The sequence below is a fragment of the Spiroplasma endosymbiont of Cantharis lateralis genome (assembly GCF_964030855.1).
GTDB lineage: Bacteria > Bacillota_I > Bacilli_A > Mycoplasmatales > Mycoplasmataceae > Spiroplasma_A.
Genome location: NZ_CAXIQF010000008.1, coordinates 411034 through 437983, shown reverse-complemented (window position 1 = coordinate 437983; position 26950 = coordinate 411034). Strand labels below are relative to the sequence as shown.

Sequence of the window (26950 nt, the reverse complement as noted above, 5' to 3'; positions counted from 1 at the left end):
TATTTTATTATCTATTTCTTTTAAATGTTTTTGTTTAAAAATTTTTAAATAACACATGCATCACATTCATAATTTTCACTATCTTCAAGAACTTCTTGACGCACTCTAACATAGTATATTGAAGCACATCCTTTTTTAAAGGCTCTTACATATGCCTTATTTAAGTCTCTTGTAGTTACTTGATCAGTCATAAATAATGTTAATGATATAGCTTGATCAACATGTTGTTGAGCTGCCGCTGCAATATCAATAATAGGATCTGGACCAACTTCATAAGCTCCTAATGAATAGTAACCCATATTTTCAAAGTCAATTTTATATGCTGGCACATAAACTCTTCCAAGTTTTCCTTCTTTTCTAACTTCAACTGGTGCAACTACTGGTTGTAAGCTTGGAGTACAAGAAGATAAATAACTTATTGAACCTGTTGGAGCAACTGCCATTAAGTGTGAGTTTGCTAGTCCCGTTTTTTTAATTTCGTTTGATAATTCTATTCAATCTTTTTGAGTAGGAATTGAAACTTTATATTTATCAAATAAATTTTTGATTAATTCTGATTGGGGAGCTCACTTATTACTTTCACATTTTGTATATTTATTAAAATATGATCCATCTGCAAATTTTGAGATTTTAAATCCAGCAAAAGAACCATACTCTTTTGCCAATTTATTTGAAGCTTTAAAAGCATGAAAAGCCATTGTGTAAAAAAACATATTTGTAAAATCAATTGCTTCAGGTGAATTATAGTAAATATGATTTGTTGATAAAAATCCATGTAAATTCATAGCACCTAATCCAACTGCATGATTATTTTTATTTCCGTTTTCAATTGAAGGTGCACTTGATAAATCACTATTTCTTGAAACATGATCTAAAGCAAGAATTGAGTTATAGATAACCTCTGAGAATTCTTCTCCACTTTCCATTGTTTTAGCAATATTCATACTTCCCAAATTACAACAGATATCTTCACCTGTTTTCTTAAATGATAAATCTGAATTATATTCACTTGGAGTTGAGACTTGAACAATTTCACTACATAGGTTACTCATAACAATTCTTCCAGCTACTGGATGAGCATTATTATTATTTACAGTATCATCGAATAGTAAATAAGGATAACCACTTTCAAAATGTAATTCAGCAATTGCTTGAAATAATTTTCTAGCATTAATATATGTCTTTTTAATATTTTTATTTTTTAGCATATTTTCATATTCATCAGTTACTGAAATATCTGAGAAAGGTTTCTTATAAACTTTCTCAACATCATAAGGACTAAAAAGAGCCATATCTTTATTTTCTTTTGCTAAATCAAAAGTTATATTTGGAACTACTACTCCTAATGATAAAGATTTTATTCTTATTTTTTCATCAGCATTTTCACGTTTTGTATCAAGGAATGACATTATATCTGGGTGATGAACGTTTAAGTATACAGCTCCAGCTCCTTGTCTTTGTCCCAATTGATTTGCATAAGAAAATGAGTCTTCTAAAATTTTCATTACAGGAATTACACCTGTTGCTTGATTTTCAATGTTTTTAATTGGAGCACCAAATTCTCTTAAATTAGTTAAACAAATTGCAACTCCACCTCCACGTTTTGATAATTGTAAAGATGTTGTAACTGCTCTTGCAATTGACTCCATGTTATCTTCAATTCTAAGCAAGTAACATGAGACATATTCCCCTCTTTGTTTTTTTCCTGCATTTAAGAAAGTTGGAGTTGCTGGTTGAAATCTTCCTAATATTATTTGTTTTAAAATATTTTTAGCTTTATCAAAATTTCCACCACCTAAAAATAGTGCATTTAAAACTACTCTATCTTCATAAGTTTCAATATATTTTTTACCATCAAAACTTTTTAAACCATAAGCATTAAAAAATTTTAATGCTCCCATAAAACTAGGAAATTTAAATTTGAATGAATATGCATATTTGCTTAATTCATCAATTTGCTTAATTGTATATTTAGAAATAACTACTTCATCATAATATTGATTTTTTATTAAATAATCAATTCTTTCCTTAGTGGTTGAAAATTTCATCATATTTGGTTCAATATGTTCTTTCATATATAATTCTGCTGCTTGAATATCTAGTTTAAAGTTATCCTGACCTGGCACAAATAATTTTGCTCTAGCATTTAATTTTATATACTCATCTGATTCATTTGTACCAGAAAGATTTTTTATATTATCTTTGTTCATTATTTTATTCCTCTCAAAAATCTTCCAAGATTTTTCTTATTGTCTCAACATCATGTGCAGTTCCCAAAAGCTCAAATTGATATAGTAAAGGAACATTTAACTTCTTAGAAATTATTGGTCCTGCAATTGCAAATGTATCACCAAAATTAGTATTTCCAGAAGCTATTACTCCTCTACATAAATTTCTGTTATTCTCATTATTTAGAAATCTTATAACCTGAGCTGGTACAGCCCCTTTTGTATCTCCGCCACCTCCAGCATAAGTTGGAGTTATTAAAACATATTCCTTTTGAACAATTAGTTGATCATCTATTTCATAGGGAATTCTTGCATCATTTACATCTAGTTTTTCCATAAATCTATGGGTATTATTAGACACTGAAGAAAAGTATACAACAAATACTTTTCCCTTTGGTTTTTTAATATCTTTATTTGATATTTTAATAACATCGTCATGCATTAATTAAAATTCTCAATCCTCATCAGATGTTTCCTCAGTTACACCCATAACATAAGATGATCCATTACCTGAGAAAAAGTCATGATTTTCATCAGCTCTTGCTGACAATTGTGTAAATATTTCTGGTTCAATTCTAGTTTCTTCTTCTGTAAATGGAGATTCATAACCCAGGTTTTGTAAAAACTTACCTGCGTTATATAAACTAAATCTTACAGCATCTTCTGCAATACCAAACCCATCATATAATTCATATAAAAATTTATTTTCTAACTCTATTAATTCATATAGTAAGTCAAATACAAATTTTTTCATTTCTGCTTGTTTTGCAGGAGATAATTTTTCAACTTTTCTTTGATATTTGTATCCACTGTAATAATTATGAATAACCTTATCTCTTAAAATTAATCTTATAATATCTGAAGTATTTGGTAATTTTCCTCTTGCAGATAAATAAAAAGGTAAGTAAAATCCTCCATAAAGTAAAAACCCTGGCATAAGTGCTGCTGCAACTTTTGATTTTAATGGATCATTTCCTGTGTAATATGGTATTAATGCTTTTGCTCTTTCTTGTAAACTATCACAATTAATTACTCATTCATGTGCTTCCTCAATTTGGTCACTTGAACATAATGTTGAAAAAATTGTTCCATAAGATCTTGCATGAACAGCCACCATAAATGCAAAGTTAGTATAAATAACTTGCTCATGATCTGTTAATGAATTTGGCACTTGTGCAACATCTCCAACAGTTGCTTGAATAGTATCTAATAAAGTAAGTCCAGTAAAAGTTCTTGTTACTAATTCTTGTCATTCTGGAGTTAATGTTTTTCATGAAACTAAGTCATTTGAAACTGGGACTTTTTCAGGTAATCAAAAATTTTGTGTAGCTCTATTTCAAACTTCTAAATCCTTATCATCATTCATTACATTTCAATTTACCGATCTCATTCTTCCATTGAATTTATTCATAGCAAACTCAATTGGAGAAAGTGAGTCATAATAATATTGATTTTTTTTCTTTGCCATTTTTATATTTTCGCCTTTCATTTAATTCTATTTTTATAGAATAATGCACTACAATAGTGCCTGTAATTATAAATTATACCTAGAAAAGTAGATCATTTCACGTAACACTTTTTACTAAATAAATATTAAGTGAAACAAAAACACTATATTTGTATCGTGGTTAGAATATTATCTTATATTAATCCTTTTATAACCCAATAAAAAGATTAATATAAAAAACCCTTGTTTAACCTTAATTGCTATAAACTTACTCATTTATACTACTTCTACACATTTACCCCTAAGATAAATGTGTTGATATCCTTTATGTGAAATTTGTGTTTTTTATTTCTATAATGTTATAACTAAAAAAACCTAAAAAAGGTATAGTTTTTTCAAAAAAATTTAAGAAAATAATTCATTTAACTTCTCTAAATAAGATTTTTTTTCTAAAAGAGAATGTTAAGAATAAAAAAAGCCTTATAAGGGCTTATTAATACTAGATAATTGAGTTATCTTTCATTGCTTTCTCAATTGCCTCAATAGCTTCGTTTTCGTCTTCGCCATTTGCTTCAATTGTAATTTCAGCACCAGTTTTAACTGCTAATGCCATAACATTCATAATTGATTTTAAATTACCTTCTTTATCTCCACATTTTATTTTAATTTCTGATGCGTATTTTGAAGCTTCTTTTGTTAAAACTGATGCAGGTCTTGCATGTAATCCAACTGGATCAATTACTTTAGCTGTGAATGAAGTCATATATTATCCTCCTTAACAATATTATTGTATATAAAAATGTTAGATATACAATAAAAAAGACGCTTTAAATTTTAATTAATTTATTCTATTTTTTCTCAAGAAGCAGAGTTTATTGGTATCATTTTAACTCCTTGCTTTGGATCTGTAAAAGCCACCGAAATATATCTATCAATAATCTTAATAACTAGTCCATCTCCAAAAATCATATGCTTTATTTTATCGCCTTTAACTACGCCAGCCTCTAATTTATCAGGTTTTAGTTCTAAATTTGCTTTTCCTTTATAAGTACTTGAAACATCAGTATTAGAGTGAAAATAAATGCTTTTTTCTATTTCATATAATTCAGGATTAAGTTCTTGAATAAATCTAGAGGGTCCTAATTCACCATTAGATATATAAGAATATTCTCCTGAAACGTAAGATATAAAAAGTCTTTCTTGAGCTCTTGTGATGGCCACATAAAATGCTCTTCTTTCCTCTTCTAGATTTTCAATTGATAAAAAACTCATTTTTGAGGGAAATACATCTTTATTTAACCCAACAATAAATACAACCTTATTTTCCAATCCTTTTGCTGAGTGAATTGTTAATAATGTAACCTTATTTATCTCATTTTGATTTTCTTCATCACTTGACAAAGCCTCTTCTTGTAAAAAGATAACTGCTCTATTTAAGTCATTTTCAGTTTCATTATAATAAGTATCATATTTTTCCATTTGATCATAATAAGCTTCTAAGTTTTGTAATGCTTCAATATCTTCTTTATCTTTTAAATCCAAGCGGTCTCTATAACCAGATTCTTTAATTAGAATTTCTGTTAATTTTAATATACTTTTATTTTCTTCAAATATTTTTCTTGCATTTTTTAAACATTCTATAAGATCATTTAAATTTTTTGATATTTGATTAACTTCTTGACTTTTTGTAGTTAATAAATCAAATAAGTTTAAATTTAATTGTTCTGAAGCTACTTTTAATTTAGAAGCTGTTACAGCTCCGACTTTAGGAGTAAATGTAAAAACTCTTTCCATAGATAAATCATCTTTGAATACAACTGCTCGTAGTAGAGCAGTTACATCTTTAATTATTTTTCTATCTCTAAATTTAAACCCTCCAATTAGTTGAAAAGGAACTTTTTGATTTTGAAATTCCTTTTCAAATTCTTGAGACCAGGCATTTGTTCGATAAAGAACGAAAATATCTGAATACTTATAATTATTTTCCTCAACAAGTTCCTTTATTTTTTTAGATACAAATTTTGCTTCAAAGTTTCTTGAAGCAACTTCTTTAACTTGAACTATTTCACCCTCTTTTTTTTGAGTAAAAATATCCTTCTTTTCTCTATTTTTATTATTATCAATAAAGTTATTTGCAATATCCAAAATTGGTTTTGTTGATCTATAATTTTCATTTAGAATTATTGTGCGAGAGTTTGAAAACTCATTTCTAAAATTAAGAATAATATTTACCTTTGCACCTCTTCATGAATAAATAGTTTGATCTGGGTCCCCAACAACAGTCAAGTTATTTTTTTTGCCTGTTAATCATTTTACTAAATCAAATTGTATATAATTTGTATCTTGGAACTCATCGACCAATATATAGTCAAATCTATTTCTTCATTTTTCTCTTATATTTATATTATCGTTGAATAACTTATGAACTTTTAAAATTAAGTCATCAAAGTCCAAATAATTTTTTTCATATAAATATTGTTGATAATCTCTATAAGCTTTTGCTCATTTCTTTTCTTCAAAATTAAAAGTTTCTTCATATGCTTCATTTCAATCAATTTGTTTCGACTTTCAATTACTAATTTTAGATAGAATTTTTCTTTCTGGTCTATTTTTTTCTGTACTAATATCAAGTTTTTTAATTATATCTCTAATTACTTTTGCTTGATCTGAAGCATCAATAATGGTGAAGTCCTTTGATATACCAATATCTTCGCAATCTTCTCTAAGCACTCTAACGCAAAAAGAGTGAAATGTTGTGATTAAAGGACTTCTATCTAAATTTGGAATTATTTTACTAACTCTATCTTTCATTTCCTGAGCTGCCTTATTTGTAAAAGTAACTGCTAATATCTTTGATGGATAAATTCCCTCTTTTTCAATTAGATATCCAATCTTTGTTGTTATAACTCTTGTTTTACCACTTCCAGCTCCTGCTATTATTCTTACAGGCACATCAGTAGTAATTACTGAGTCAAGTTGCTCATCATTTAATTCTTTTAATAATTCTTTTATCATGTAAATAACTCCTATAACTTTTCTATAATATCAATTTTTAGAGATAAAACTTCAGAAATTAAAATAATTATTTAAATACTTTTTAGATCTTGATAAAGTTTTTCAAAAAATTCTGATTCAATTAATTTATTATGTCCCGGTTTAGAACTTAACATTAAACATACACTAAATTTATTTAAAGGATCAACTAATCCTGTTGAACCTAACAAGCCATCTCATCCAAATTCTCCAATTTCAGTTAGTGGAAAATTTTTATTTTCTATTCTTACTCTAACACCATAACCATAACTATAATCTTCATTTAAAGTTCATCTAAAATTTGATCTCAATTTTTTTAGTCTGTCTGTTGTCATTTCTTTTAAAATTTTTTCACTAATTATTTGCTTTCCATTTATATCTTTTCCATCAATTAAAAAATCTAAAAACTTCAAATAATCACCTACTGTTGTAAATAAACCAGCTCCACCCATTGGCATATTTGGAACATTGTCAATTTCTTGAATAAAGAAATTAAAATTCTCAACTTTTTCCAAAATAGGTTCATCTTCTAATAAACTTCAATTATAAACTTTTGCTTCTCTTTTTCTATCTTTTAAGTAGAAATCACTATCTAACATTTCTAACCTGTCAAATATTCTTTGCTTTACAAAATCTCTATAACTCATTGATGTTGCTTTTTCTATTACAGCTGCAATAACATCTAATGATAAACCATATCTTCAATTTGTTCCTGGTTCAAATTCTAAAGGTATTTTTGAAAGTTTATTTATAAAAGTAGAGTAATCCATAAATTTACCATCGATTGGTTTTGCAAATTCTGATAATAGTAAAGTTGTCTGTTTTTGGGTTATAGTTTTATTTCCAAAATATGCTAATCCTGAAGTCATTGTTAATAAATGTTTAATTAAAATTTCATTCTTAGCATCAACTATTTCATTATTATTTTGACTATTTAAAACTTTCATATTTTTAAATTCTGGAAAAAATTTATGTAGAGGATCATTTAAATTTATCACCTTTTCATCAATTAAAGTTAAAAATGCAGCCACTGTTACGGTTTTTGTTAGTGAATAGCCCCTAAAGATTAAATTTTCATTCATTTCAGATTTTGTATCTACATCATTAATTCCATAAGAGAAAGAAAAAATGTTTTGTTTCTCTTTATTAATTTTTAAAACTGCTCCTGTAAAATATTTTTTTTCAACTAACTCTATCAATTTCTTTTTAGTATTTTCAAAATTATTCATCTTCTTCTCCTATTATTTTTTTTATTTCTTCTAAATCAATTTTACCTGGCCTATTTTTTTGTAAATGAATATGTTCAATAGTTTCATCTTTTTTTTCAATAACTACTATTTTTTCTAAAAAATAAACTCTTATTTTTAATTTTAAATCTATTGAAGCAATATTATCTTTTTGTAAATAGATTGTTAAAGGAATATAAATAAATCACATTGCCAGAAAGGTATATCCTATATTATTTATTATTTTTAAAATAATCATATTATCAGAATCCTTTGGAGTAGTAAATAAAATAACTCCCATAATAATTTGAATAATTAATAAAAAAATTAAAGGAACATATAGAAAATATAATTCTCTTAAGAATATATCTGATATTCCTATTTTTTCATTATTTATTTTTTTTAGTCTTAAATTAAAAATTAATTTTCCCAAAGTATTTCCTTTACATAAGTATGGTAAAATTACAAAGTAAAAGAACAATACTATTTGACTTACAGGAATATTTATAAGTAAGCTTTTTAAATCATGGATAGGATTTAAAAATGACAATAGTAAAGTTGGAACTGAACAGATAATAATATCAAAAAGTCTTGCAAAAAAGATTCTTCCTAAATGTGGCTTAACCAAATTATGAGAAAAATCATTTTTATTATTTTGATTTATCATTAAAAACCATCCCTTTTATTTTGCTAATTTTAATAGGTTTTTCATATATGACGAAAAGCCTTTTACTACTTCTTTAAACTTTTCATCTTTGGTTTCTAGAAAAGCTTTATTATTTTTCATAAACTCTTCTCTTTTATCTTCAAATTTTCTGCTTGCAAAACTAGATGCCTTTTTAATTAATAATTTATTATCAAATTTTCTAATATTTCACAATCAGATATGTATCATAGTTTTATAATAAGCATAATTTAAATAATCTTTTAAATTTTTAAATTTACCAATTCTTCTAAAGTAATTTAAAATATGAGTTCATTGATTAACTAAGTCAAAAACTGAATATTGAACTTTTTGCAAACTCATTTCTTCTAATGGCTCTTTTATGTTTAAAAATAAATATGAACTTGCTTGTCCTAAAATTTTATATGCAAATAACATATCGTATCTTACAAATCTTCTGAATTTAAAACCAAATTCTTTTAATAAATTTGTTTTAAATAATTTGTTTGATAAAGTGCTACTTAAATAGGCAAACGGTTCAAATTCATTATTTAAATTATAAATTTTTCCTTTTTCTAAAAAAGTGTCAATACATTTATCTGATAAACCAGTTAATTGAGTAGTATATTCTAAAATATCAATTTCTTGATTTTTATATTTTCCTAATTCCTTTTTTAATAGACTAATAAAATTAGGATTAATTTTGTCACCTTGAGATATAAAATGTATATACTCACCATCAGCTAAATCAATAGCTGTATTTCAACAAACTGCAGCTCCTTGAATTGAACTATTTATAACTATTTTTATATTTTCAATATCTCAAAAATATTTTCTTGATATTGAAAGTTGTTCATTACTTTCTAGCATTTTATCTGCAATTAAAATTATTTCATAATCATTTTCACTTTGATCTAAAATACTTTGTAATGTAGTGTCTATATTTTCTTCAATATCTTGTCATGTAAGAACAAATGAGACTAACATAGAATACCCCCCTACTTATTACAATAATTTTACACTAATTTATAAGTACAAAAAACCTTTTCTAGAAATACATAAAAAAAAGCAAAGTAATTTGCTTCTAAAATATTAAATTTCTAGGAGTTCTTGGGAAAGAAATTACATCTCTTATATTTGAAGCCCCAGTTACATACATTATAAGTCTTTCAAAACCAAGACCAAATCCAGATGATTTATAATAACCATAATTTCTAAGTTCATTATATCAACTTAAATCACTTGGCTCAATTCCCATTTCTTTACATCTCTGAATAATTTTATCAAAACTATCTTCTCTTTGACTTCCACCAACTAATTCCCCAATACCTGGTACTAATAAATCTGCTGCTGCCACAGTTTTATTATTATCATCTTGTTTCATATAAAAGGCTTTAATATCTTTTGGATAATTAGTTACAAAAGTTGGACACTTATTAACAACTTCACATATGTATCTTTCATGTTCTGTTCCTAAATCAAGACCAAATTCTATATTTGATTCTTCAAATTTATGTCCATCTTTAACAGCTTTTTTAAGAACTTCAATAACTTGTTCATATTTATTTATAGCAAATTTTGAGTTTCTTACATTATTTAATTTATCAATTAATCCTGCTTCTAAATTTTCATTACAGAATTCCAATTCTTCTTTTGCAGTTTCAAAAATATAATTAATTGTATATTTAATTAAACTTTCAATAATTTCTAAATTTCCCTTTAAATCACAAAATGCCATTTCTGGTTCTATCATTCAAAATTCAGCTGCATGTTTTGATGTATTAGAATTCTCTGCTCTAAAAGTTGGACCAAAAGTATAAATATTTTTAAAGGCTTGTGCATAAGACTCACCATGTAATTGACCAGAAACAGTTAAACTTGCCTTTTTACCAAAGAAATCATCTTCATAATTAGCATCTTTTATAGTAGTAACTGTAAATGATTCTCCTGCTCCCTCAGCATCATTAGCTGTTAGAATTGGTGTATTTACATAAATATAGTTTTTTTCTTGAAAAAATTTATGAATAGCAAAAGCTGCTACTGACCTTATTTTAAAAATAGATTGAAAAGTCTTAGTTCTTGCTCTTAAATGAGATATTTCTCTCAAGAATTCAGGTGAGTGTTCTTTTTTTTGAAGTGGATAATCTTCAATTGCTTGATCCAATAAAATAATTTCTTCAGCTTGAACTTCAAATTCTTGCTGTTTTCCAGGCGTTAATACTACATTTCCCCTTATTTCTATAATAGAACCCACTCTAGATTGACTAGCTTGTTCATAGCCTTTAACATCAGACTTATAAACTACTTGAACATCTTTAATTGTTGTTCCGTCATTTATAATTAAAAAACTGACAGCTTTACCTTGTCTATTATTTCTTACTCTTGCAATCAAATTTACTTGCTTTGCATTTTTATATTTTAAATATAATTCTTTAATATCGTTCATATTAATACTTCCTTTTGCAATATTATTATACAAAAAAGAGAGTTAAAACTCCCTTTTATTTTTATTAACTAATTTAGTAATAAAGAAATTTTATCTTTTTTTTCAAATTTTAATAAACTTCATTCTTCTACTAAATTTTTAAAAAGTTCTTCATCTTTTTCATGCAAATTAATAAACTCAGCTAATTTATAATTATATGTTTTAAAATGATATCTTACTGATTGAGTATGCATTGAAAAATTAAAAACTAAATAGTCATCCTCTTTACAATTTCTTTTCAATAATAGTTCATAAGTATCAGAGCAGCTTGTAACTTTATCATCTGTTGAATGAAAAAATAAAGTTGGAAAGAGAGTTTTTTTATCAATATCTTCAAGAACTTTAAATATACTAACATCATGTAAATTTAAATTACTTTCTTGTCGGTTATGTTTCTCAATTAATCTATTAATAACTTTTTTAGTTCTTCTCTTTGGTAATAAAAATAAGTATATATTTCTAACATGTAAAAATAATCTAAATACACTTCCATAACCTGCATCTGAAACTAGAAATTGTAAGTTCAATTTCTTAAATTCTTCATTGTATGCTATCGAGCAATAATTAATTACAAAAGCTCCCATACTAGTTCCCATTAAAGCCAATTTATCAACTTTTTTATTTTTTTTAATTCAATCTACTGCTCCCATTAAATCATGTTGTTCATTTGCTCCCATTGTTGTAGAACCATTTTCTGATTGACCATGACCTCTAAAATCAAAAACCAGAATATTATATCCCATTTTTGCAAAAGCCATTGCATGATGAAGAGATCAGGTTTTATGACCAGCAAATCAATGACAAGCAATTACTCACTTATTAGAATTCTTATTTGGTTCATAAATTAAACCTGAAATATTCAAACCATCTCTTGCTTCAAAATTAATTGAAGATATATTTTCAATATCTTTTACTTCAATTTCTGGTCTTTTATAAAATCTTTTAACAATTTTATTTGTAGTAAGAATCTCTCTAAGTCAAATTTTATCTTCTCTAGATTTATTGTATTTTTTAACCTTTTTTGAAACCCTTAAAGAAGATTGCGAAAAAGGTTTTTCTAATCCTGAATAGAAAAATCTAAAACTTCTTTTAACACTATTTAATAAGGTATTCTTTCTTTGTTTTTGGGATTTTTTCATAAACTAATACTCATTCCTATAAAATTAATTATCTGAATTTAAAAAATGATAAATTAATAAGTCATTAAAATAATTAAATGGTACAGAACTTGATATATGTCCTTTATAAATACTCTTATCAGGATTATCTACTATTAAAGTATGAATTGAATTTAAATATTTTGTAATATCACTTGAAGCAACTTTTCCCGAGATATATATTATTTTTCTCTTCATTTCTCCTAATTCTGTTATTGCTTTGTCTAATCTTGAAGAATTACCATATCTAGTAAAGAAAATGAAAATATCCTCTTCTTTTGAAGTTTTAATTCTATCTTTTATTGTTTCTTGATCACTATCTAATAAATAAACATTAAATCCACTTTTGTAAAAAAAGTTTGAAAGCTCATGTGCTGGGCCTGAAAGTAAATTTTCTCAATAACAAAAAAATATTTTTTTTGAAGATTTGATAATATTTAAAGTATCAAATATTGATTTTTTTTCTATTAATGCATAATTTTGTTTAATTATATTTATATAACCTGAAACAACATTTTCATCATTTTTTGCTATATTAATTTCTTGATTCTCTGCATCATTTGCAAGAGAAATAGCAAAATCTCTAAACCCTTTAATGTTTAATTTTTTTAATAATCCATAAATTGCGCTGTAACCAGTTCCGGCTTCTTGTGCCATTCTTTCAATTTTCATATTTGTATCAACAATTTCTTTTAAGTGATCTCTAATATAGTCAACAATTTTCTTTTCCTTTATTGTTAAATCTTTATCATCAATTGTTGTTAATTTGCTTAAAAATGATCTCATAAATCTCTCCTACTTTTTATCTTTAATTAAATATTCATTTGTCAGCTCAGCTATCATAGCTGCATTATCTGTACAATACTTTAAATTTGGAATATTTACATTTTTTATATTATATTTTTTTCCTACTTTATAAAAAATATCTCTAATACTTTGATTTGCACTAACTCCTCCAACAACAGTTATTGTATTGGGTTTAAACTCCCCAATGGCCTTTTCAAATTTTAACATTAAACTTTCAATTGCTGTTTTTTGAAAACTTGCACAAAAGTCTTCTATTATAATTTTTTCATTATTTTGATTTAGCTTATTGATTAAATTAAGACTAGCTGTTTTTAATCCTGAGAATGAAAAATCATAACTATCATCATTTTTAGTAATAGGCAATTTATATTTTTTATCATTACCTTTTTGTGCTAATTTATCTATTTTTGGACCGCCTGGATAATTAAATCCTAAAACTCTTGCTACTTTATCATAACATTCTCCAACAGCATCATCTTGAGTTGTACCTATTAATTCAAAACTCAGTGGCTCTTTTAAAAATTGAATTTGAGTATGACCCCCGCTAACCACTAAAGCTAATACTGGATATTGAAATTTTTGTTCAATATTTGCTCCATATATATGACCCTGTATGTGGTTCATGTCCATTAACGGTTTTTTTAAATACATCGCAATAGTTTGTGCAACTAATTTCCCTATAATTAGACTTCCAATAAGTCCTGGATTTGATGTATAAGAAATATAATCTATATCTTCTAACTGAGAATTACTTTGTTGAAGTGACTCTAATAATACCCAATGGAAATTCTCCACATGTAATCTTGAAGCTAATTCAGGAATGACTCCTCCAAATTCAGAGTGTTCCTTTATTTGACTTGAAATTACGTTAGACAAAATTTTTCCATTATCCATAATTGAAATACTAAATTCATCGCAACTTGACTCAATAGCCAAAATTCTCATTTAAATCCTCCCTTTTAAAGTTAATTTTATTTTACTATATTTTAATGTCTAGTAAAAGATTTAATAGAATATTTCTCCAAAATGCAAAAATACACCAATATTAAGTTATTAAACAAAATATTCATTTTATCGCATGTTTCTATAATAATTTAACTCTTAAATTATTATTTTTCAAAGTTGAAGATATCTTTTATTTATTAAAAATCATTTAAGAAATAAAATAAAAAATTCTGCATCTTTTCGGGGTGCAGAATTATTTATTTTGATTTTAAAAATATGTTTTATTTTTCTATTATTTTAAATCTATAGATGTCTCTAGTGCTAATTCTATCATTCCCATAAAATTATTTTGTCTTTCTTCAGCTGTTGTTACTTCCTTAGTAACTAAGCTATCTGAAACAGTTAATAAACAAGCAGCTTGTTTATTTGTAAGTTTTGCATTTGCAAATAATGCAAAAGTTTCCATCTCAACAAGAGCTAAATTATTAGCTTTTGCAAAATCTAATATATTTTCATATCTATAAAAAACATCAGATGAGTGACATCTTCCACTATGAATTTTAATATTTTTTTTCTTTGCAACTTCCTCTATTTTTTCAAATAATACTTTACCAGCCTCAATTATATTTGAATCAATATTAGCAGCAATTTTTGCATAGTTATTTTCCCCAAATGATTCTTTAACATTAAAAATATCATAAACTTTAATTTCTTCTTTATAACTTCCTGCACTTCCAACTCTTATTATGTAATCAACATCATAAAATTTGAAAAGTTCATATGAGTAAATTCCAATACTTGGGCAACCCATCCCACTTCCAGCAACAGTTATTTTTACACCTTTGTAAGTTCCTGTATACATAAACATATTTCTAACTTCATTTACAAGTTTTACATTTTCTAAATATGTTTCTGCTATTTTTTTTGCTCTTAATGGATCTCCTGGCATTAATACAATTTTTGCTATGTCTTCTTTCTTAGCATTAATATGTGGTGTTGGTATATTCAATTTAATATTCCTCCTTTTACCAAGGTTATTTTAACCAAATAAAAAAAAATTTCCATAGAAATTTTTTTTTATTAATTTATCTTTGCGTTTTATCAAATGGTATTCCATTTGCTTTTGGTGGTTTTGATTTTCTTGCAAAAATCATCATAATTACTAATGACATTACAAATGGTAATATTCTGAATAATGAACCATTTGTTTTCATTCAATCTCCAGCATTTTCAATTACTGGAAGTCTTGTACCAAAGGCAAACATTAAAGAGAATACAAATGAGAATAATGCTATCATACTAATTCTTCATTGTCCTAGAATCATAATAGCAAGTGATATGTATCCATACCCTTGTACTGACCCTGCAAAACTACCTAATAGTCTTGATACAACGAATATAGCACCTGCTAATCCAGCAAGCATTCCTGAAATTAGTATACAAACTATTCTGTATTTTGTAACTGATATTCCAGCTGAATCTAGTGCATGCGGATTTTCACCTGCCGCTATATGTCTTGTACCTGTTTTTGTAAATGTAAAATAGAATCCAATAATAAGGGAAATAATTATAGCTATGACAAGATATAGCGTAATTATTATGTTAATTCCTGATCCAATCCCAATTACCATAAAATTAGTTGCAATATAGTTTTCTGGCCCTGTTAATGTTGAAGTTGCAAGAACTAATGCAATTCCTTGAGCCAAGATATTTATTGCAGTACCTGATATTATTTGATCTCCTTTTAATTTTATTGCTGTAAAAGCATGAAGTAATGATAATAGTCCTCCCATCATAGCTCCAATAAGTAATCCAACTAATTGTCATCATTGACTTATTTCAGCACCTGATGAATGAGCTACATATCCAAAAATACTATATCCTAAAGCTCCCATTGTCATAAATCCTTCAATTCCAAGATTTACAACTCCAGATCTTTCAGAAAACATCCCAGCAATAGCTGCTAACATAAATATTGCAAAGAAAGTAGATGTATCACTAAACAATGCACTAATGAAGTCTGTCATATTTATTTTTCACCTCCACTAATCTTTCAAAATATTCTATTTTTATTTTTTCAGTATCCTGATTTTCTTTCAAGTTTTCTTTATATTTAATTTTTAAATCTTTTATGAAGGCTTTTGCTTCTAATTTTGAAGCAAGATAACTTTCCTTTAATATTTTTATATCTTGTTTTGTATTCTCAATAAGCTCTGTACACTCTTTTGAGATATTTGCTTTTTCTTTTTTATCATAATGACTTATTTTTGCAATTATTATATCAAGAGTTATAAATTGTCTTTTTGTTTTTTTATTATGAAAATTAATATTTAAACCCTTAATTGAATTTAATTCATAATTTTTATATCCATTTTGAATTGCATCATTAATTGACTCTTTTAAAACAGAAATATTTTTTAGATATTTTCTATTATAAAAAGTTTTTAATTCATTATATTGATATGAAAGCTCTGAAAGTTTTTGTTTATCTGCTTTTGAGACATTATTAATTTCTTTTTTAATATTAGCCAATTCTTCCAAATTTGGAATTTCCTTAATTAATTTTTTTATATTTTTAATTTCCAGTTTATAAACTGCTATTTGATTTTTTGTAACTATATCTTTTTCAAGATACAATTTCTCTTTTATTTTTGTTCATAAATTTAGTTTAATAAATATGATATAAAGTGTTGAACAATAAATTATAATACCAAAAATTAAATCTGCCACCTCTGGTTGTAAATTGTTGAATCCTGGTGTTGTTATCGCAACTGCAGCTCCCTCTTTAACAATTGCTCAAAATAATGCAATTGGTACAATACCTAAAATATTGTTAAAGGCAACCAAAGCAATTGGGATACCATCAAAACCAAGTTGAGGAACTAAATCCTTATTAAAAGTTATACTACCTTGAATTAAGAAATAATAGAAGAACCCAGCCATACTTATTAGAGCTCCTTGAATAGCCATAACCATTAAGATGTAATATTCACTTTTAATACCAGCATATTTTGCAGCAGTTGGTGAGTTACCAATTACTTTAACTTTATAACCTGTTGTTGTAAATGTAAAGACAATGTACACTACAATAACAGATATTAATGCTAACATCACACATAATGCTCACAGTGAATTACCAAGCATAGCCATTGATTCATTTAATGAAGGCGACGCTGCAGGTGTTCCTGATACTGTCATATATCATTTTAATAAGTATCAAAATATTCAATTAAGTAATATTGAAGAGGCAACCTCATGTACATTTAAATAAACTTTCATGGCCCCACAAATTACAGATATTAACATTCCTGAAATTATAAACATTATAAAAATTAAGAAAGCATTTTTTGTATCATTACCAATTGAATTCATTATTATATATGACATTAATAACCCTGATAGGATTTGTCCTGATCCACCCATATTAAATATTTTTAATTTAAATCCGAGAGCTAATCCTAATCCAATTAGTATATATACTCCAAAGTAAACTAATGTTCTTTCAATATTTGTTGATAATGCTCTTACAAAAGCTGTTCCTAAAAAAGCAAAACCATTTTCACCATTAGTAAATATAAATAATATACCTACAAAAAGACCAAGTAAAATTGATATAACTGAAGACTTAACAAACCCCAATTTTTCTGTAAATCCTGGCGATTTAACAAAAGCTTCTGTTTTTACTTTCATAGTTCATAGTTTAATTTTAAACATTTACACTAACTCCTTCCACATTAGAAGTCATTAATTGACCAATTTTTTCTTTAGTCGCTTCTTTTTTACTTAACTTACCAATAATATTTCCAGAGTTAAGAACAACAATCTGATCTGCCAATTGCATTACTTCTGAAAGTTCATATGAAATTAACAATATTGCTTTTCTATCCTCTTTTGCTTTTAATATTTGTTGATGTATAAATTCAATTGAACCAACATCTAATCCTCTTGTAGGTTGAAAAATAATTATGAAATCATTTTCCCTTGACAGTTCTCTACCTATAATAACTTTTTGTTGATTACCTCCAGATAGATCTCTTACAACTCTAAAACCAGAGTCTGAGTTTCTTACATCATAGTCTTTTATTATTTTTTGAGTATGATTTTGTACTTTTGCAAAATTTACAAATCCCCATTTACTATACTTACTTGTTGAAATATCTTGTAAGGTTGTGTTATTTATAATATTTGCATCTAAGACTAAACCATGCTCATGTCTATCTTCTGGAATAAAACTCATTTTATTTTTTAAATATCTTTTTGAAACTGAAGACTTTGTAATATCTTCACCTCTATAAAATATTTTTCCACTTACTGGTTTTGTTAAACCACTAAGTACTTCAGCAATTTCGTTTTGTCCATTGCCTTCAACTCCAGCAATGGCAACTACTTCACCCTCTTTTAATTCTAGATTAAAATTTTTCAAACCAATAACTTTATTATTACTATGTTTTTTTACATTGATATTTTCAAATTTAATTACAGCCTCACCTGTTTTAGAAGTAGAATTATTTTTAACTTCAACAAGTGATCTTCCAACCATTGCTTTTGAAATATCTTTGATACCTATTTTTTTAACATCATAAGTACCAACATATTTTCCTTTTCTTATAACAGTTGCTTTATCAGCAACTTTTTCTATTTCAGCAAACTTATGAGTTATAAAGATAATTGTTTTACCCATTTTTTTAAACTCTAACATAACATCTAATAATCCATCAATCTCTGCTGGAGTTAACACAGCAGTAGGTTCATCAAAAACAAGAATATCTGCATCTCGATATAGAATTTTTAATATTTCAACTCTTTGTTTCATTCCTACAGATATATTTTGAACTTTTTTATTTAAATCTACTTCCAAATTATACTTATGCATTAATTCCACTGTTTTTTGAATAACTGTTTTTTTATTAATAAATTCTCAACCTATTACATCTTCAGCACCTAAAGCTATATTTTTTCAAACAGGTAAAATATCAATCATTTTAAAATGCTGATGAACCATTCCTATTCCTAATTTTGTAGCCTTTATTGGAGAAGTAATTATTTCTTCTTTACCATTTATTTTTATAGTGCCCTTTGTAGGTTGGTATATCCCAAACAGAATTGACATTAGTGTTGATTTACCAGCACCATTTTCACCAACTAAACAATGTATTTCTCCCTTTTCAACTTTAAAATTAATATTTTCATTTGCAATAACTTTTTTATTAAAAATCATTGAGATATCTTCCATTTCAATTGCATAATTAATCATTTAGAAAGTGCCTCCTAAAGTAATATTTAGAATTTTATCTGCATAAGCCTTAATTGTTTTTTCATTAATTAATGATTTTTCAAAACTGTTATTATCAATTGTTTCAAATAATTCTATTGATGCTTTTGTTAATACATCAGGTTCAAAAATTAAAAGTATTTTTTCTTTCAATTCTGGTGTAGCTAAATTTCTGCCCCCAGCTGACATGTTACCACCAACTCAAAATGTTCTTCCAACTTTACCTTCTTCTCATTGAGAACTACTTCAAGCTTTTTTATCATCAAGCGCAACTGTAACAAATTCTCCCTGTTCATTTTTTTCAGTTAAATTAATTTTATCTTTTAAATACTTTGCTGTTTTTTCAACAACATCGTCATTATATCAATATGGTGTATGTGCTAAACCAACTATAGTAGCATTTTGAAGATCCTTTTCAGCACTTGTTAAGAATATTCCTTTATTCTGAGGAAAAGCTTCTGCTTGATTAGTATCTACACCAATCACTTTTACAGTTTCTCCTCCATCTTTTTGTTTTGAAAGACCAACTACATCTATAGTTTGTGGTCCTGCAACTGGCATTATAAAGTTTGCTCCATTTTGTATCAAAGTACTTGATACAACTAGTCCATCTCCTTGTTGAAATGAATTCGAGTATCAACTAGCATCTGATGGAGAATTAGGAAATTGACTTTGAGTCATTTTGACTTTTTTTGTGAAATCTTCTTCCTTTAAATCAAAATCTTTCTTAAGTTTTTCCTTACCTTGATCAGTTTTTTTTAGTTCATTGAATACCTCAATAGCAGCTAAATATCCAACAATAAATGCATCTACTGCTCTTGGATTTGATATTCCACCAAAAGATCCAAGAGAGATTTCTTTGTACTTATCTCCTTGTTGGAGACCTCAAATTATAGCACTCATTCCTGCATAAAAGCCAGAAATATCTCCTCTAAAGCTAAATGCAATTTCATTTGTTGCAGAGCTTTCTCCATCTAGGAAAATAGTTGATCCTTTACCACTCATTACTTCTGGAGCATAATTTTCACCTTCTCCAGGCATTGCATGGTGAAAGCCAGGTAATAAAATAGTTTTTGCCCCATTATTTCTGGCATTTCTATATTGATTTTTCATTACCTTTGAACTACTATTTTCTGGTTCAATTTTAGATATTTTTAAATCTTTTTCTTGAAGAACTTCTTGAAGAAACTCATTTCCTGCTTTAAAAGTTGATTCATTAAAAGATTTATCAGAGATTTTACCTGCATCTGTTACTAAATATATTTCTGATATTGCAGATAATTTACTACACGAAACTAGACTAGAAGTTGATGAGCAAACAACAACCCCAGCCATTAATCCTGAAAGTAATTTTTTCACTTCGTTTTTTCTCCTATATTTATTTATTTGTGTAAACTAATTATTGCTATTATTTTTGATAAAAAGGACTTTATATATGTAAATTAAAAATTCCTTTAATTTATTTGCTTTTAGGTAATGTATTGGTACATTGTAGAAACATCAACCCTTTATGTCGACTTATAAAAGCTGTTATTTAATTTACACTTTTATTATAGAATGAATAGTTTTAAAATAAGAATTTTATTTATATTATTTTCAAATTTTATTAATAATAAAATATAATATAACAAGGTGAAAAAAATGGACTTTAAAATAATTAAAAAAGACTTAAGAAAGCCAATCCTATGATTTGCATCATTGACATTATCTTTCATGGTTATTTCTTCAATTGTAATTCTAAGTATAGAAAGTTTAGAATTACGAAAAAAAATATCTTTATTTTGTCAAATCAATCTTAACTTTTTATTAGTTTATCTAGTATGTTTATTAACAAACTTAAATAAAATTTCCATATCTCTATTTTACAATATAGAGGTTGTAACAAACTTAGAAACAAATGAAAAAGATATTAGAATTTTAAAAACCAGATTTGTAACTATCTTTACAACTATCTTTACAATCGGAGCTTTCTTTATTGAATTAACAAGTGGCTCAATAATTGATAAAGTAAGTTGAACTCAAAAAGCAGCTGAAGCTTGATGAGTATACTTTATTCTTTTTATTATAAATTTTATATATCTATATTTATTTTTCGAAATAAATAAATATCTAATTACACAAAACTTAGAATTCAAAAATTCCTATTTAGAATTTATTAAAAATCCACCAAAAAAAGAGGTTATAGAAAAAAACTAAACCTCTTTTTTAATTATAATCTTATTAATTTTTTTACCAATTGAATGAAATTTTTGCTCATATTCAGTTGCTATATTATCTTTCAATAGATCTTTATTTGAGTATAGATCACTAGTGTTATAAAGAATTTTAAATTTAGATTCTTTAATCTGATCTAAACTAAAATTATATAATTGATCATTATCTGTTTTAATTTCAATAATCCCATTATTTTCTAATAACTGTCAATAAATTTCTAGGAAAGTTAAATAAGTTAATCTTTTTTTATAATGCTTTGCTTTTGGTCAAGGATCTGAGAAATTTAGAAATATTCCTTTTAAAGAGTTTTCTTCAAAAATATCCAATAAGTTTTCAGCAAACTTATTTAAAAATAGTAAATTATTTAGATCAAAATTTTCTTTATTAAGTGCCTTTTTTAAGGCAACTCCTATTACAGTACTTTCTTTTTCCATAGCAATAAAATTTTTATTAGAATTTTGAATTGCTTGATTAATGGCAAATTGGCCTTTTCCACAACCTATTTCTAAAAAAGTATCTTGTTTTTTTAGAAAGAATTTTGTTGGGTTAATTTTTTCTTCTGTAGTTATTAAGAACTTTAAGTTTTCTTCAATAAAATCTTTTGTTCAATTTTTATTTCTTAATCTCATATAAATTCCTTAAATATAACTTGCAAAGAAAATTAAACCTACTGAGAAAAATAATGCAGTTGATAGAGCATCTACCAAAGTTGTCAATAATGGAGCTGCCATAAGTGCAGGATCTAATTTAAGTTTTTTAGCAATTATTGGAAGAGTTCCTCCAATTAATTTTGCCATTATTAATGATAGATACATAGCAATTGAAAGTGTAGCAATTGTATATCATATTCTAGGATCTTTTAAATCACCTTTAAACTCAATTGAATAAATAATAACCATTCTTATAAAATTTACTGAAACTAGTATTATACCTGTAATGATAGCTACTCTAAATTCTTTCCACATTACTCTTGCATAATCTTTTGTTTCAACCTCTTTTAAGGATAATGCCCTTACAATCATCGTTGAGGATTGACTTCCAGCATTACCTGTAGTTCCAGAGATTACAGTTAGCAAAGGAGTTAATAACATCATAATAATGTAACTTGGGTCTGAAATATTAGCTTCACTTTTGGAGTGATAAATTTTTATAAAAACTGAGATTATAATTTGTGAAAACGTAGCAGAAATCATTAACAGTAACAATCAAACACTTCTAGATTTAACCATTTTTCAAATACTTGTTTTAAAATATTCATCATCTGTTGGACTTATACCAGCCATTTTATGGATATCTTCAGTTACTTCTTCTTCAATCACATCTAAAACATCATCTACAGTAACAATTCCTACAAGTTTCTGTTGAACATTAATAACTGGAAGAGTTGTAATATCATATTTTTTAAATAATTCTATAACGCTTTCTTGATCATCTTTTGTATGAGCAAATATAACTCTTTCATCCATTACTTCAGATAATAGTGATTCACCTTTTGAAAAAACTAAGTCCTTTAATTCAACGATACCCTTTAAATTATTTAAATCATCAACTACATAAAATGTATTATGATCTTCTGACTCTTCATCTCTTTCTCTGATTTTTTCAATTGCTTCTGTAACAGTTCAATTAATTTTAAATCTAGTATAATCAACGCTCATGATACTTCCAGCAGTATCATCGTTATATTTTAAAATACTATTTATTTGAGCCCTAGCTTCTGGAGTTGAAGCCCTTAGAATCTTCTTTACAATATTTGAAGGCATCTCCTCTAATATATCTACAATATCATCTGTATATAATTCTGAGAATAACTGACTAACTTGTTTTGAAGACATTTTGTTAATTATTTCTTCTTGAATATCTGTATCAAGATGAGGAAAAATTTCACTACTTGTATCATTTGTGAATAATCTTAATGCAACAATTATTATTTTCTCATCTAATTTTTCAAGAGCCTCAGCAATATCTTGTGGATAATGATTTTCCTCTAATTTTCTTAACTCTTTAATATCATTTGCTTGAATCGCTTTTTCAATTTCTTCACTTAACGTCTTTAACTGTTCTTCTCTTTCCAACATATTATTCCCTCTTATTTCTTATTTATTTAATAAATATTTTAACTCATCTGATATATTTTCTCTTGGTTCTATTGAACTTCCAATTAATTCACCAGTAAATAATTTAACTCCTAATTGTTTAAGATGTTTATAAATCAAATAACTATTTACTGATGACGCTACTAATTTTGCCTCTAATTTTTTTGCTATTTTTAAACTTTCAATTACTATATTTTCGTTTTCCTTTACAAAATTTATTTTTTTTGATATTTCATTTTCTAGAACAATAAAATCAGGTTTATAAGAATTTAATAGAGTAAAGTCTGTTTTAAGAGAACCAAAATTACTTATTGATATTTGGATCCCTTGTTTTTTAAGTCTTTCAATATTTTTCTCTAACTCTTTTTTATCATCTACTTCTTTATTTATATCAAAATTAAGCACTAATTTAAATAAGTTTATTTTAAGATTTTTTAATTTTAAAATAAACTCGTCTGAATCAAAATCCTTATCAGATAAATAATCACTGTCATAATTTGTAAAAAATTTCTTATTCTTTATTTTATCATTTTGCTTAGCCATTTTTTTTAATGAATGAAGTGAGATGTATCTCAAAAATAAAGATGATAAACCCATATCCATTATCAATTGGCTTTTTTGAGAAAATTCATCTGCATTTATATCCATACCACCTATAAGACCGTTTAGAAAATAATACTCAAAGTCATTTTTATCAGTCGAATAAATTGGTTCAAATAGAGTTACAAACTGATTTAAATTTGCAATTTCATTCAGAGACAACATTTTCTTATTTTGGTTTTTCTCTTTTATTATTTCCATCGGATTAACAACTATATTTTCATCTTGATATTTAAGTAACAAATCTTTTTCAACATGTAAATTATATTCTAATAAAGTATCTAAATTATTTGAATGTAGTCCATAGAAGGAACAAATTGATTTTAATTTTACACTAATCTTATAATTGGAAATTATAAATGAGGTGTTGACCTTAGAAAAAATCTCTTTAATTTTTTTTAACTCCAAATTATTTTTTTCATTAAATTCATGTTTAATTTCAAATGGAATAAATGTTGCAAATGTTTTATAATTTGGTTTAAAGAATATTGCATTAGGAAATTGCTGTTGCAATAAAGTATAACTTTCCTCTGAAATTGAATTTACAACTTCCTCTCTTATACTTCCATTTACTTTTGCTTCAAACTTTTCAAAATTTGAAATAAAATATGTTACATATAATCCATACTTATATTTATGTTCTTGAATCTTATTTGAAATTTGTTGATGGGCTGATGTAAAGTTCAAATAATAAGTATTATCATATACTACAATATTTTGAAGTTTTAAAGCATGCAAGTATATTTGATTTATAACAGCAATATATGCATAAGCCAAATAACCACTTCCCAATCAAAAAAGTAAGTTTGTTAAATTATCAAGCGCAAGTGAATTTTTAATTGTAGCTAAAGCTCAAATTAAACCAACTATAAGTATACTAATTGTTGTTATTGACCAATTTGACCAATTTGAAACTTTAATTCAAAATCTTGATATTAAGTAATTTATAACAGGAATTATGTAAGCCAACGTTAACATTGTTATATTCCAAGCCCCAGTAGGTTTCCCAAAGTAATCACTAAAAAGTGAAGAAAAAACAGCTAGGTTTAAAATGTTACAAGTTAAAATTCCAATACCACTAAATGGTGAAATAAAAACTATAGCAACTCAATATAAGAAAGTTGGTAGCAAAATTGTTATTCCTAAATTACCCGTGTTAATTCCAAGAATTGAAATTATAATAAGAGAAAATGTTGAAACAAAACCTAAAATAAAACCTAAAAGTATTTCATAATATATTTCTATTTTCTTAAATAGATGTCTTGTTAAACCTCAAACTAAAGTATAACAAAAAGCAATAATTGCTGTATAAGAGAGACATGTAATTAAAACACTTATAATATCCATAAAATTACATTCCTTTCTTACAAAACAATTAAGCATAAAAAAATGGTGGAGATGGCGGGAATCGAACCCGCGTCCAAAATACTCCAACCCATAACGTCTACAGTTTAGTTGTCTCTAACTTACACTAAAAACCAACAGAGTCAACAAGATTTAAATTTCTAGCGCTAATAATTATTTTCAAACAAATTTATTATTAGAATCATTTGTTCTATTGTGCTAGGTAATACGTTAATCAATGAAGCACAAACACACTTCATAACGTTGAAATACTATAAACTTTAAAAGTTTATTAAGCTGCTAAAGCAACTCCAGCTGATGCATTATTGATCATAAATGCTGGCATTTCAAATTCATTTTTTTCTTCGTTTGCATTTTATCAAACCTAGTAGTATTAAGGTCTACCAAACCACTGCAGTTATGAGTCGGCCATATCCTGTCGAAACCGTGACACCCCCATAGTTATATTATAAAACATTATTCATACAAATTTTAGTGCTATTAAATTTTCTATAAATAAGTTGTTTTATTCTAAAAATCAACTATTATTTAATAGGAGGAAAAAAATATGACTAAAACATCAAAAGGTTTAGGTATAGCAGGAACTATAATATCAATAGTTTTTAGCGTACTAGTAACAGTATTAGCAAGTATTGCAATATTAGGTACTGCTTCATTAGTACAACAAGAAATAGAATCAGCATTTTATATAGTTTCAATTATATTTCTAATTGTTCCATTATCAATTTCACTGATTTTATACATTATAATTTTAGTATTTTTAAAATCAAAGAACAAAAAAAGAGTATTTACAGCAGGAATAATGGAAATAGTTGTAGCAGGTTTATCACTACTTTCATTATTTACAAGTAACTATGGTTTTTTAAATTTAGTACCCGCTGGTTTAATGCTTGCAAGTGGTATTATGATTTGTGTTGAATATAACAAATACAAAAAAGAACAAAAAAATAATGTAACTGAAGAAAATCATACAATTTTAACAGAAGAAAATAAAGATATTTAAAACTGATTAAAATTTGAAGATTAAATATAATTCTCTAAATATAAATAAGACTAAAAATCAAAATTTATATAAGGAGATTTTTTTTATATATAAATAAAAAAAATCTTATAAATTAATATAAGATTTAATAAACTATTGTTCTTCAGGAATTAAAATTAATATACCAGATACCAATCCTAACAGTCCCATAAAGAATATACTACAAATTCCTAAAGCGATATGTGGTTGGTTATCACCAATAGTTTTTTTAGTAGCTATTGTCATTGGAATCATTCAAATTAATGGTATTAATAAAAATGATGCTAATACTGTACTTATAATTGAACAAATATATGCTGCTTGTCTCATCTTTTTTTCTCCTTTTTATAACAATGAGATTATAGCACTTATTAAAAGTTAATAAAATAT

General features: G+C 26.1%; 23 protein-coding genes and 1 other RNA gene. 2 read left to right on the top strand and 22 right to left on the bottom strand.

Features of this window, described 5'->3' with window-relative positions; all coding sequences use genetic code 4:
• Positions 1-44 precede the first annotated feature (44 nt).
• From nrdE to AAHM99_RS04250, 17 genes are all read right to left on the bottom strand, one after another.
• A complete protein-coding gene (gene nrdE, locus AAHM99_RS04330) occupies positions 45-2210 on the bottom strand; it encodes a class 1b ribonucleoside-diphosphate reductase subunit alpha (protein WP_342275474.1) in 2166 nt (721 codons plus the stop codon).
• A gap of 4 nt (positions 2211-2214) precedes the next feature.
• Positions 2215-2670 carry a class Ib ribonucleoside-diphosphate reductase assembly flavoprotein NrdI gene (nrdI, locus tag AAHM99_RS04325; protein ID WP_339029800.1) on the bottom strand — a complete coding sequence of 152 codons (456 nt, stop codon included), beginning with the start codon at positions 2668-2670 and terminating at the stop codon, positions 2215-2217.
• Between the two features lie 3 nt (positions 2671-2673).
• The gene (nrdF, locus tag AAHM99_RS04320; RefSeq protein ID WP_342275473.1) at positions 2674-3696 is read right to left on the bottom strand and encodes a class 1b ribonucleoside-diphosphate reductase subunit beta; all 1023 of its coding nucleotides are present in this window, start codon (positions 3694-3696) and stop codon (positions 2674-2676) included.
• A gap of 478 nt (positions 3697-4174) precedes the next feature.
• Entirely contained in the window at positions 4175-4438 is a 264-nt protein-coding gene (locus AAHM99_RS04315; RefSeq protein WP_342275472.1) for an HPr family phosphocarrier protein, read from the bottom strand.
• Positions 4439-4518: 80 nt separating this feature from the next.
• A complete protein-coding gene (locus AAHM99_RS04310; RefSeq protein WP_342275471.1) occupies positions 4519-6690 on the bottom strand; it encodes an ATP-dependent helicase in 2172 nt (723 codons plus the stop codon).
• 71 nt (positions 6691-6761) lie between these two features.
• Positions 6762-7937 carry a serine hydrolase domain-containing protein gene (locus AAHM99_RS04305; protein WP_342275470.1) on the bottom strand — a complete coding sequence of 392 codons (1176 nt, stop codon included), beginning with the start codon at positions 7935-7937 and terminating at the stop codon, positions 6762-6764.
• On the bottom strand, positions 7930-8601 hold the full coding sequence (locus tag AAHM99_RS04300; protein WP_342275469.1) for an RDD family protein: 672 nt from the start codon (positions 8599-8601) through the stop codon (positions 7930-7932). The genes AAHM99_RS04305 and AAHM99_RS04300 overlap by 8 nt, the downstream gene beginning before the upstream one ends.
• Before the next feature lie 15 nt (positions 8602-8616).
• Complete coding sequence (locus AAHM99_RS04295) at positions 8617-9585, bottom strand: glycosyltransferase family 2 protein (RefSeq protein WP_342275468.1); 969 nt, start codon at positions 9583-9585, stop codon at positions 8617-8619.
• Positions 9586-9682: 97 nt separating this feature from the next.
• On the bottom strand, positions 9683-11044 hold the full coding sequence (gene asnS, locus AAHM99_RS04290; protein WP_342275467.1) for an asparagine--tRNA ligase: 1362 nt from the start codon (positions 11042-11044) through the stop codon (positions 9683-9685).
• Between the two features lie 68 nt (positions 11045-11112).
• Complete coding sequence (locus tag AAHM99_RS04285) at positions 11113-12222, bottom strand: alpha/beta hydrolase (protein WP_342275466.1); 1110 nt, start codon at positions 12220-12222, stop codon at positions 11113-11115.
• A 24-nt stretch (positions 12223-12246) separates the two neighbouring features.
• Positions 12247-13026 carry a MurR/RpiR family transcriptional regulator gene (locus AAHM99_RS04280; protein ID WP_342275465.1) on the bottom strand — a complete coding sequence of 260 codons (780 nt, stop codon included), beginning with the start codon at positions 13024-13026 and terminating at the stop codon, positions 12247-12249.
• Between the two features lie 9 nt (positions 13027-13035).
• Complete coding sequence (gene tsaD, locus AAHM99_RS04275) at positions 13036-13992, bottom strand: tRNA (adenosine(37)-N6)-threonylcarbamoyltransferase complex transferase subunit TsaD (RefSeq protein WP_342275464.1); 957 nt, start codon at positions 13990-13992, stop codon at positions 13036-13038.
• A 292-nt stretch (positions 13993-14284) separates the two neighbouring features.
• Entirely contained in the window at positions 14285-14995 is a 711-nt protein-coding gene (deoD, locus tag AAHM99_RS04270) for a purine-nucleoside phosphorylase (RefSeq protein WP_425288808.1), read from the bottom strand.
• Between the two features lie 82 nt (positions 14996-15077).
• Complete coding sequence (locus AAHM99_RS04265; protein WP_342275462.1) at positions 15078-16019, bottom strand: ABC transporter permease; 942 nt, start codon at positions 16017-16019, stop codon at positions 15078-15080.
• Positions 16003-17706, bottom strand: coding sequence for an ABC transporter permease (locus tag AAHM99_RS04260; RefSeq protein WP_342275461.1), 1704 nt, complete (start codon positions 17704-17706; stop codon positions 16003-16005). The genes AAHM99_RS04265 and AAHM99_RS04260 overlap by 17 nt, the downstream gene beginning before the upstream one ends.
• Positions 17699-19246: an ABC transporter ATP-binding protein gene (locus AAHM99_RS04255; protein ID WP_342275460.1), complete on the bottom strand. Its 1548-nt coding sequence runs from the start codon at positions 19244-19246 to the stop codon at positions 17699-17701. The genes AAHM99_RS04260 and AAHM99_RS04255 overlap by 8 nt, the downstream gene beginning before the upstream one ends.
• Positions 19247-20623, bottom strand: coding sequence for a type 1 periplasmic-binding domain-containing protein (locus tag AAHM99_RS04250; RefSeq protein WP_342275459.1), 1377 nt, complete (start codon positions 20621-20623; stop codon positions 19247-19249).
• 282 nt (positions 20624-20905) lie between these two features.
• On the opposite strand from AAHM99_RS04250, the gene AAHM99_RS04245 reads away from it, so the two are divergent.
• Positions 20906-21460, top strand: a complete 555-nt coding sequence (locus AAHM99_RS04245; protein ID WP_342275458.1) for a hypothetical protein — start codon at positions 20906-20908, stop codon at positions 21458-21460.
• On the opposite strand, the gene trmB is transcribed toward AAHM99_RS04245, so the two are convergent.
• The 4 genes from trmB to ssrA all read right to left on the bottom strand — a co-directional run bounded on the left by trmB (position 21457) and on the right by ssrA (position 25976).
• Positions 21457-22107, bottom strand: a complete 651-nt coding sequence (trmB, locus tag AAHM99_RS04240) for a tRNA (guanosine(46)-N7)-methyltransferase TrmB (RefSeq protein ID WP_342275457.1) — start codon at positions 22105-22107, stop codon at positions 21457-21459. The two genes, AAHM99_RS04245 and trmB, sit on opposite strands and share 4 nt — an antisense overlap.
• Positions 22108-22116: 9 nt before the next feature.
• Entirely contained in the window at positions 22117-23556 is a 1440-nt protein-coding gene (mgtE, locus tag AAHM99_RS04235; RefSeq protein ID WP_342275456.1) for a magnesium transporter, read from the bottom strand.
• A gap of 18 nt (positions 23557-23574) precedes the next feature.
• Positions 23575-25521: an EAL domain-containing protein gene (locus AAHM99_RS04230; RefSeq protein WP_342275455.1), complete on the bottom strand. Its 1947-nt coding sequence runs from the start codon at positions 25519-25521 to the stop codon at positions 23575-23577.
• A 43-nt stretch (positions 25522-25564) separates the two neighbouring features.
• Positions 25565-25976: a transfer-messenger RNA gene (gene ssrA, locus AAHM99_RS04225) on the bottom strand.
• A 110-nt stretch (positions 25977-26086) separates the two neighbouring features.
• On the opposite strand from ssrA, the gene AAHM99_RS04220 reads away from it, so the two are divergent.
• Positions 26087-26542, top strand: coding sequence for a hypothetical protein (locus AAHM99_RS04220; RefSeq protein WP_342275454.1), 456 nt, complete (start codon positions 26087-26089; stop codon positions 26540-26542).
• Between the two features lie 132 nt (positions 26543-26674).
• On the opposite strand, the gene AAHM99_RS04215 is transcribed toward AAHM99_RS04220, so the two are convergent.
• A complete protein-coding gene (locus tag AAHM99_RS04215) occupies positions 26675-26890 on the bottom strand; it encodes a hypothetical protein (RefSeq protein WP_342275453.1) in 216 nt (71 codons plus the stop codon).
• Positions 26891-26950 lie beyond the last annotated feature (60 nt).